This window comes from Bacteroides sp. AF25-38AC (assembly GCF_003602995.1).
Taxonomy (GTDB): domain Bacteria; phylum Bacteroidota; class Bacteroidia; order Bacteroidales; family Bacteroidaceae; genus Bacteroides; species Bacteroides uniformis.
Map to the genome: position 1 here is coordinate 1 of NZ_QTMD01000062.1, position 8,462 is coordinate 8,462.

An 8,462-nucleotide genomic window follows, 5' to 3' on the forward strand; every position below is an offset into this window, starting at 1 on the left:
TTCAAGCTCTTTACTGCAATTGAGATTGCCATTGAGATTGCTTGCGGATTTTAGGTTAAAGTTTTTTGCTTGAAATAATCAATTTATATCAAGATAAAACACGATAAAGTTAAATAAAACAAGGATGCAGCCAAAGAGCAACAAGTTCTTGATTCCCGTCTATTACACCGATACAATTATCTATAAATTCAACAGCCCCCTCCTGACACTGAGGATTTCCTATGCAAATCCATCTTGTTTTAGGATTTATAAATACCGTCCAGTTTTTATCATTAAGCTTTGGAGAGCCAGCTTTAGCAATATACACTTCCGGATACAATACTTTAAGTAATCCTTTCTCAGCTTTAGGAACATCATAAGGTGTTTCTATCGTTTTAGACAAGCCACAGAAACCATTCAACTGAATCACTTTACCGTCAACAACAGTTAAAGCAATAGTATTGATTGCTATATCAAAATCTATTTCAGGTATATAAGGTATCGTATCAAAACTATATTCAGCTTTACGATACACCACTTGTTTTCGCCCTAAATATTCATTGTAATCTATACTAAACTTCATAATTAATACGTAAAATTGAAATGATAAATAACTTTTGTCTCAGGATTTATACCTAATTCCCATATGCCTTGAGCACCTCTAAAGGCTCCCGGAACTTTCCAATTCAAGCCACCTTTAAATGTAGCATCAGGAATTCCTTTCCCAGCTTGCATAATTTCTTGAATAGTCAATGATGAATTCATGTATGGCCGTGACGGTTCTCCCTTATATACTCCCTTTTTAACTATATCAGAAAAATGTCTCGCAGCAGTTTTAGTATATGTAAATTCACCAGTTCCAACCTGCGCTGCCGCCTTTCCTGCAACCTTGCCTACAGCCCATCCTAATGCCTTCCCCAACAAGATACCACCAAACTCCCCGGCACCAAAACTAAAGGCAGCCTCGCCTATAGGTCGCGCAATAGCATCTATAGAACGACTGTTCAGAGAATTGAAAAGGGCGGACTTAGAGTCTTCAGATAAAGGACTGGTTTTACCTAAGAACTGATTCTGAAGTTTACCGCTGGAAGCTATCAAGTCAAAAGCATTAACAGCCCGATTGGCTAAGATACCTCCATTCTGATAGAAGTTCAGATAGTTGTCATTACCTAACGCAATAGAGGCGGATGAACCGATATTTGTATAGCCTTTTAAAGCTTCACTACCTTCCTGCCAACGTAAATTCCCTTGCTTATCTTCATACCAGTCAGCTCCTGTTGGGTCTATTCTGCTGATAGGGTTGTTACCACAATAAGCATAGAGACTTGTATTGAAATAGTTTTCAGCAGAAGGGTCCACCGTTGCAAACCTCCCCAGCGCCGCATCATAATGTCGCGCCCCATAATCATACAGATTCAAACCCTTCTTAGCATCAAATTCCTTGCCGTTATACTTGTAAGGCTGCACATTGCCTGAGCTTGCAAACACACCACCGAAGGGATAGTAATGGTTCGCTTCCTCTACCGTGCCGCTTTGGTTAATCACAACCCGGTTATTACCCTGATGGTCTTTCAAGTAGTAATGATACTTGCCGTCACTCAGTGTCACATAACCTTCTTCGGTAAGAAGCAACTTCTGAACACCGTTCTCATAGATCACATTTCCACAATAGTCCGTCGTGGTGGTAGTGCTGCCTATCTTATGGACAGTTTTCAGCTTTGTGCCGTCGGCACCATAAGTATAGGCAATCGTACTACCGTCACTGAATGTCACCGCACTTGGCAAATTTAAACAATTATACGATATATTGCTAATCCCCTTGTTTAAATCTTTAGTTAAATTTCCATTGGAATCGTAAGTGTATTCGTTTGCCTGCTTCACACCGTCCTTGAACTCGAAACCACCATTGTAGGCAGAAGCTGCTGCCGCATCGTCCACACGGCTCAACTGATTGCCACCGAGGGTGAAAGTCAGGTTATCAATCAAACCGTAACTGGAAGCAGCGGTCTGACCGTAACGTTGCAAGGTCTTGATGTTGCCGTTTTTGTCATAGGCGGTTACATTCTCACTGAAACGGTTAGTGTTCGTATTGATGCCGGCTGTTTCGCCGTAAGTGGCGTTCATCAGACGGCTAAATCCGTCGTAAGTGAACTTATAGCCACGGATAGTGCTCTCATTTCCAGCCTTCCACGTCATGCTGCTGATACTGCCGTTGTATTTGGCGGTGCCGTTGCCGTTGTTGTAGTACAGATTCTGTGTAAACTTGCTTCCACTGATTCCCGTCAGCCAGCCACGGACATTATAGGCATACGTCAGCTTGTTGGTGGCACTTCCGTGCAGGGACTTTGATTGCAGTCTTCCCAAGTTGTCATACGCATAGTCGGCAAGGGTTATCTTGGTGCCGCCTAGCGTATGCTCCACCTTCAAGAGTCTGTCCGCATGGTCGTAGCTGTAAGTATACACTTCCGTGCGGGTTGTTTTTCCGCTTGCCGTGTGGGTATGGGTCACTGTAGCAGGCTTGTTTGTAAAAGTATAGACGGTAGCTGCTACATCATAACCACCCAAAGGATTACTTTGTACAGTCTTCACCACACGTCCCTTGATGTCATAGTAGTATGCGGTATAAATCTTGTTACTACTACCAAGTACCGTTGCCACACTTGCAGTCAAGGCACCTTTTCCATTGCCCGAAGCATCATCAGGGAAATTGCTGTTATTGAAACCTGCTTGCGAACGGAAAGCGTAACTGTCATAGAAGTGCTGCACAAGTACATTCGTTCCAGAAGTGGTCACTTTGTTGGTACAAGTCCCCTGTTCCGTCAGGCGGTTCAGCCCGTCGTACTTGTAGTACGTCCAGTTACCGGATGTAAGGGCACGCTGGTTGCCGTCCTGCGAGAATACCAGACGGTCGGCATTGTCATACACCATTTCCATATATCCCGCACCGGGAAGCTTCTTCCAGATACAGCGGTTGCGTCCGTCGTACTTGTACTGGAAGGCATACTGGTCGAGATTGGCCGAGCTCTGATACATGGGCTGCAACACAAAGCAGAGGTTGCCTTTGTCGTCATACACATAGTAGGTATCGTGCGTTTCGCTGCCTTTCATCTGACGCGTCAATACAACATGTCCCATCTCATCGGTAAAGGTGTAGCTCACGTTCAAGTCTTCATCGGTGGTTTTAATAACCGAAAGCTGACCGGAAAAATTGCGTATAGAAAGCAAAAGGCAGATGATTCACGAAGCCAAACTGAAAAACAAATTCCCTGCTTATATTCAAAAGACATAAGCAGGGAATCATTTAGTTTATTGAATCAGAGATTCGGGGACTTGGGAACAATGGGGGAAGAACATACACTGAAACAGAATATTTTATCTTATCAAGAAACGTCCAAATATAAAATACCATTCTTCAGAAAGTGCATTATTCGTTTTTTGCCAACTTCCTTCAGTGGATAGGAGTATTTTTTTTATTAACTTATCGTAATTATACTTGGAGTTATTATACCCTGCCCTTTTCACAATTTTTATTTCTCTAATTTTAAGTTTTCTGTCAAAAAGAATAGTGTATAAACAAGAGGCATTCTGTTCATCACCATTGTAGTTTTCCCAATAAAGACTATCTTGGTATTTCCTTAATGATTCGTTTCCACCAATATAAGAAATTTCCGTTGAGACTTCTCGCAACCGCTTCCTAAAATAATAAGAAGTATACATTTTAGAAGATCTTGCAGTATCCAATATCAATTCAAAAACTGGTAAGTTGGTCTCAGTATCAAAAAAGATAGTTTTTTCTATCTTCTTTTTATAGGAACTTATATCACTTGAATATATTATACTTTCTTCCACCAACTTATTTTGTCCGTACAATAATGGCGGAAGCATAATAAACATGAAAAATAGTTTTAATTTAATAGTCATATCCTAATCGTTTTGACATTACATCAGCTCTTTTATTGTATATAAAATTATTGACCCCTGGCTGTCCGTGGCTAAACGGTACATTCCTCAAGTATAAAATAACATGCCCAAATTCGTGTGCAATCCCAACTGTTCGATGATTCAAAGTGCCATTCTTATTAATTATGACTTGTACATGGCTATTGGTTGAACTCTTACCGGAAGCTAACCTCTTGTCAGGTACTAATGTCTGACCTAAATTTCCTTGAATATGTTTTCCAAAAGGGACTCCAGCCTTTGAATACTCTTCTTTTTGATGAGCAGGTATTTCGCTATCATCATCGTCATAAGGAGTACCAAAAGTTTCTTCTACAGTCTTCCCATTCATTTTATATGTATTCTTATCAGATAATGACAGTTCTACCATTTTCTCACTATTGGCAATCTCAAATAAGTCTTTCAGAAAGAAATCATTACTACTATTAGCTTGTTTCGCAATGGAAGTTGGATCCAATATACCATTATTGAATTGCATCTTTATGTTACTACCATCCTGCAAACCATTGTAAATAGCTTCAATAGCTGCTGGAGTTACAATAAGCAAGCTATCTCCATTGATGTCAATGGTATTCACTGGATTATTCGCTCCATACTGATACGGAGACAATGAGTGATACTTCTCGGAAAACCTATCATTCGTTGTAAATCTCCCCAGCGCCGCATCATAATGCCGTGCCCCGTAGTCATACCAGTTCAACCCCTTCTTGCCATCATACTCCTTGCCGTTGTACTTGTAAGGCTGCACATTGCCTGAACTTGCAAACACACCACCGAAGGGATAGTAATGGTTCGCTTCCTCTACCGTGCCGCTTTGGTTAATCACAACCCGGTTATTACCCTGATGGTCTTTCAAGTAGTAATGGTACTTGCCGTCGCTCAAAGTAACATAGCCTTCATCGGTCAGCAGCAACTTCTGAACACCGTTCTCATAGACCACGTTTCCGCAATAGTCCGTCGTGGTGGTAGTGCTGCCTGTCTTATGGACAGTTTTCAGCTTTGTGCCGTCGGCTGCATAGGTATAGGTGACGGTGCTGCCGTCACTGAACGTCACCACACTGGGCAAATTTAAGCAATTATACGATATATTGGTAATTCCCTTGTTCAAATCTTTAGTTAAATTCCCGTTGGAATCGTAGTTGTATTCATTCGCCTGCTTCACGCCGTCCTTGAACTCGAAACCGTTGTTGTAAGCAGATGTGGCTACAGCATCATCTACACGGGTCAACTGATTACCACCGAGGGTGAAAGTCAGGTTATCAATCAGACCATAGGTAGAAGCTCCGGTTTGACCGTAGCGTTGCAGGGTCTTGATGTTGCCGTTCTTGTCATAGGCGGTTACATTCTCACTGAAACGGTCGGTGTTCGCGTTGATGCCGGCTGTTTCGCCGTAGGTCGCGTTCAGCAGCCTGTCCAGCCCGTCGTAGGTGAACTTGTAGCCGCGGACGGTGCTTTCATTCCCTGCCTTCCAAGTCATGCTGCTGATGCTGTTATTGTATTTGGCTGTTGTAAAACAAATTCCGCGTAAGCTTGCTTCCACTGATACCCGTCAGTCAGCTGCAGACATTGTAAGTGTACGACTGCTTGTTCACGGCAGAACCGTGCAACGACTTGCTCTGTAGACGGCCCAGATTGTCATAAGCGTAGGCGGCAAGCGTTACCTTACTCGAATCATCAACCTGATACTTCAAGAATAGTTCACGTTGAACAGGCTGATTATGAGATGTCCGACAAGACAATACCTCTCAAGGTGTCAGGAATACTAAAAAGTCCAAAGATTAGATACAATGCCCCCTAAAAGTTGGATAAAATACTTTTAGGGGGCATCTCAGCAATATTAAAACACATCAGATGAAGAATATCTGCTGCAAATCACTTCGTTACCTTCGTCCATACTTCCTTAACATATATACCAAAACTATAAAATTCATAATAGGGACCAATATATATATCATAGGCAATTCAAAGAATAGAAATAAAAGGAACATTATAAGACCTAAAGCTACTGAATATAAAAAGCATATACCTAAAAATATAATGTTATAGGTATTACTCTTAATAACTATTCCAAGAAATGATATTAATAACAATATGATTGCGGCAATAAAGGTCTCAATGGATTTAAACGATAAAAGCCAAATACTTTGTACAGCCCAAAAAAACGGTATTGTTAATTTTAACATATTCCCTTTTAGTATCATTTATTTCTCCTTATTATGTATCCTAATGGATTGTTCTTTTCTATAGCCTGATATGCCTTACTTGGCAAATAAGGATTTACTTTTACATTGAAAATGTCCCCAGTTTGCCTATTGATTACTCTCATTTTGTTCATTGTTTCTATACCAGCTTTATTTAATGATTTTTGAACTACGATTATTAGCCCCATACTGATACGGAGACATCGAATGATACTTCTCAGCAAATCTGTCATTAGTCGTAAACCTACCCAATGCCGCATCATAATGCCTTGCACCATAATCATACCAGTTCAACCCCTTCTTGCCATCGTACTCCTTGCCGTTATACTTGTAAGGCTGCACATTGCCTGAGCTTGCAAACACACCACCGAAGGGATAGTAATGGTTCGCTTCCTCAACAGCACCGCTGGAACTGAGGACTACGCGGTTGTTTCCCTGATGGTCCTGCAGGTAATAGTGGTACTTCTTGTCCGAAAGCGTAACATACCCCTCTTCCGTAAGAAGAAGCCTGGCAACACCGTTTTCATAGACCACATTGCCGCAATACACAGTAGGAACCGGATTGCCCGAACCATCTGCCTCCTTATACATCATGCGCCGCTTGATGCCGTCGGCAGTATAGCCATGCTGTATGAAACCGCCGGAAGCAAAAGTGACGCCCGTTGGCAAATTTAATACATTATATTGAATGCTGCTAATTCCTTCGGTTAAATCTGAAAAAGGCTATCCTAACATGTAAGATATAGGATATCTGATGTTAGGATAGCGATTAAAAATCATTCTATTTGAGATAATCTACTCACATCAGAGCAAGATAACACCTCATATTTATCATTCTTTCTTAATGCAAATATAGATGGAGTTTCATTTTCATAATAAAGCCCTATACTACCGGTATGATGAAAATAGAAGAAGAATTGTTCCTTTGAGTTATATATAAAGTTTCCATAAGGAGCAATTCCTTTCATAATACAATCTAATGCAACAGATAGGTAAGTATCCCAATCATTACAGACACAACAGCCAGAATATCCTTTAGCAATATTCGAATCTTGCAAGATATGCAAATAAGATACCGTTTCTTTAGACAAAAATTGAGGGTCGTAGCAAAATGTATTCTCTTGAATATTCCAAGTATCTATGCAAAAGTCCCACCATGATGGACTAAAGATAGATAATTCATCTACAACTGTACCAAACAAATCACAAAATAGAGATTTCATGTCGTCAATGCTAACTGAATCTTTTTTTATGTATATTTCGATTTTATGCCCTTGAACATCAATACAAGAATCAGAATCAAACTTTACCCAACAGAATGGGAAAGATTCACCTTCTTGCATTTTTAATATCTGTTTTCTCATTTCGAAAGCTCCTTCCATGGGATAAAAATCCCTACATCACTTTTATGTTTATTAATTATGAAATTTCCATACTTATCAGCATCTTTATGCCATTCTAAGCCTTTATTTGTCTCTTTATAAACTTTATAAAAACTACCGCCATGCTTTGTCTGGTCTTTTACCCACCATAGCCCATCTGATTTACTTTTATAAAATAGACCTCTAATGGGATGTTTCATTACTTTAGAGGATCCTTGTTTGGTCAAACTCCATAATCCTCTAATTGTATTCAAATTTGACGTCTTTGCAAAACCAGGCAAAGGAGGGGTTCCCACCATTGGAGCAACACCCGTTATTACTCCATCTGTTCCTACCTTATATGTAAACCGCGTTTGTTCACTATGATAGGTAGAGCCAATATCTAAAAGATAATAACCCACATACCCCCAAAAGCCGGAAATTGGTTCTAAAGCTCTAGTCCCTACTTTTGTCAAAGCATTAGGTACAGAAACAGCCACCTCATCCAAAGCCACAACGTCCTTCTTCGGATCAAATTTATTCCAATCAACGTCCTTTACATCTACAGTATCAGTTCCCAACGGATCAATATAATTCAACGGATTATTTAAACAGTAAGTAAACGGGCTCGTTGAATAATAGTTTTCCGCAGACGGATCCACCGTCGTAAACCTCCCCAGCGCCGCATCATAATGCCTTGCACCGTAGTCATACCAGTTCAACCCTTTCTTCGCATCAAGCTCCTTGCCGTTGTACTTGTAAGGCTGCACATTGCCTGAACTTGCAAACACACCACCGAACGGATAGTAATGGTTCGTCTCCTCTACCGTGCCGCTCTGGTTGATGACTACCCGGTTATTACCCTGATGGTCTTTCAAGTAGTAATGATACTTGCTGTCACTCAAAGTAACATAACCCTCATCAGTCAGCAGCAACTTCTGAACACCGTTCTCATAGACCACGT

At 40.8% G+C, this 8,462-nt stretch carries 5 protein-coding genes and 2 pseudogenes; all 7 read right to left on the reverse strand.

Annotation, left to right across the window (positions count from 1 at the left end; translation table 11 throughout):
* Positions 1–109: 109 nt before the first annotated feature.
* A complete protein-coding gene (locus tag DWY55_RS21350) occupies positions 110–562 on the reverse strand; it encodes a hypothetical protein (protein ID WP_008662353.1) in 453 nt (150 codons plus the stop codon).
* Between the two features lie 2 nt (positions 563–564).
* On the reverse strand, positions 565–3,204 hold the full coding sequence (locus DWY55_RS21355) for an RHS repeat domain-containing protein (RefSeq protein WP_243633687.1): 2,640 nt from the start codon (positions 3,202–3,204) through the stop codon (positions 565–567).
* 147 nt (positions 3,205–3,351) lie between these two features.
* On the reverse strand, positions 3,352–3,900 hold the full coding sequence (locus tag DWY55_RS21360) for a hypothetical protein (RefSeq protein WP_005825326.1): 549 nt from the start codon (positions 3,898–3,900) through the stop codon (positions 3,352–3,354).
* Positions 3,901–4,468: 568 nt separating this feature from the next.
* A pseudogene (locus tag DWY55_RS22450) lies at positions 4,469–5,603 on the reverse strand (RHS repeat-associated core domain-containing protein); the annotation flags it as partial.
* Between the two features lie 708 nt (positions 5,604–6,311).
* Positions 6,312–6,851: pseudogene (locus DWY55_RS21380) on the reverse strand (RHS repeat-associated core domain-containing protein); the annotation flags it as partial.
* Between the two features lie 62 nt (positions 6,852–6,913).
* Positions 6,914–7,501: a hypothetical protein gene (locus tag DWY55_RS21385; protein ID WP_225982724.1), complete on the reverse strand. Its 588-nt coding sequence runs from the start codon at positions 7,499–7,501 to the stop codon at positions 6,914–6,916.
* Positions 7,498–8,462: RHS repeat-associated core domain-containing protein (locus tag DWY55_RS22455; RefSeq protein WP_233556167.1), on the reverse strand; the 965-nt coding region annotated here is incomplete at its 5' end. The genes DWY55_RS21385 and DWY55_RS22455, both read right to left, overlap by 4 nt.

What these genes read in the sequence shown, in the direction of transcription:
- DWY55_RS21350 (WP_008662353.1), bottom strand. Translation starts at nt 562, where the DNA reads ATGAAGTTTAGTATAGATTACAATGAATATTTAGGGCGAAAACAAGTG.
- DWY55_RS21360 (WP_005825326.1), bottom strand. Translation starts at nt 3,900, where the DNA reads ATGACTATTAAATTAAAACTATTTTTCATGTTTATTATGCTTCCGCCA.
- DWY55_RS21385 (WP_225982724.1), bottom strand. Translation starts at nt 7,501, where the DNA reads ATGAGAAAACAGATATTAAAAATGCAAGAAGGTGAATCTTTCCCATTC.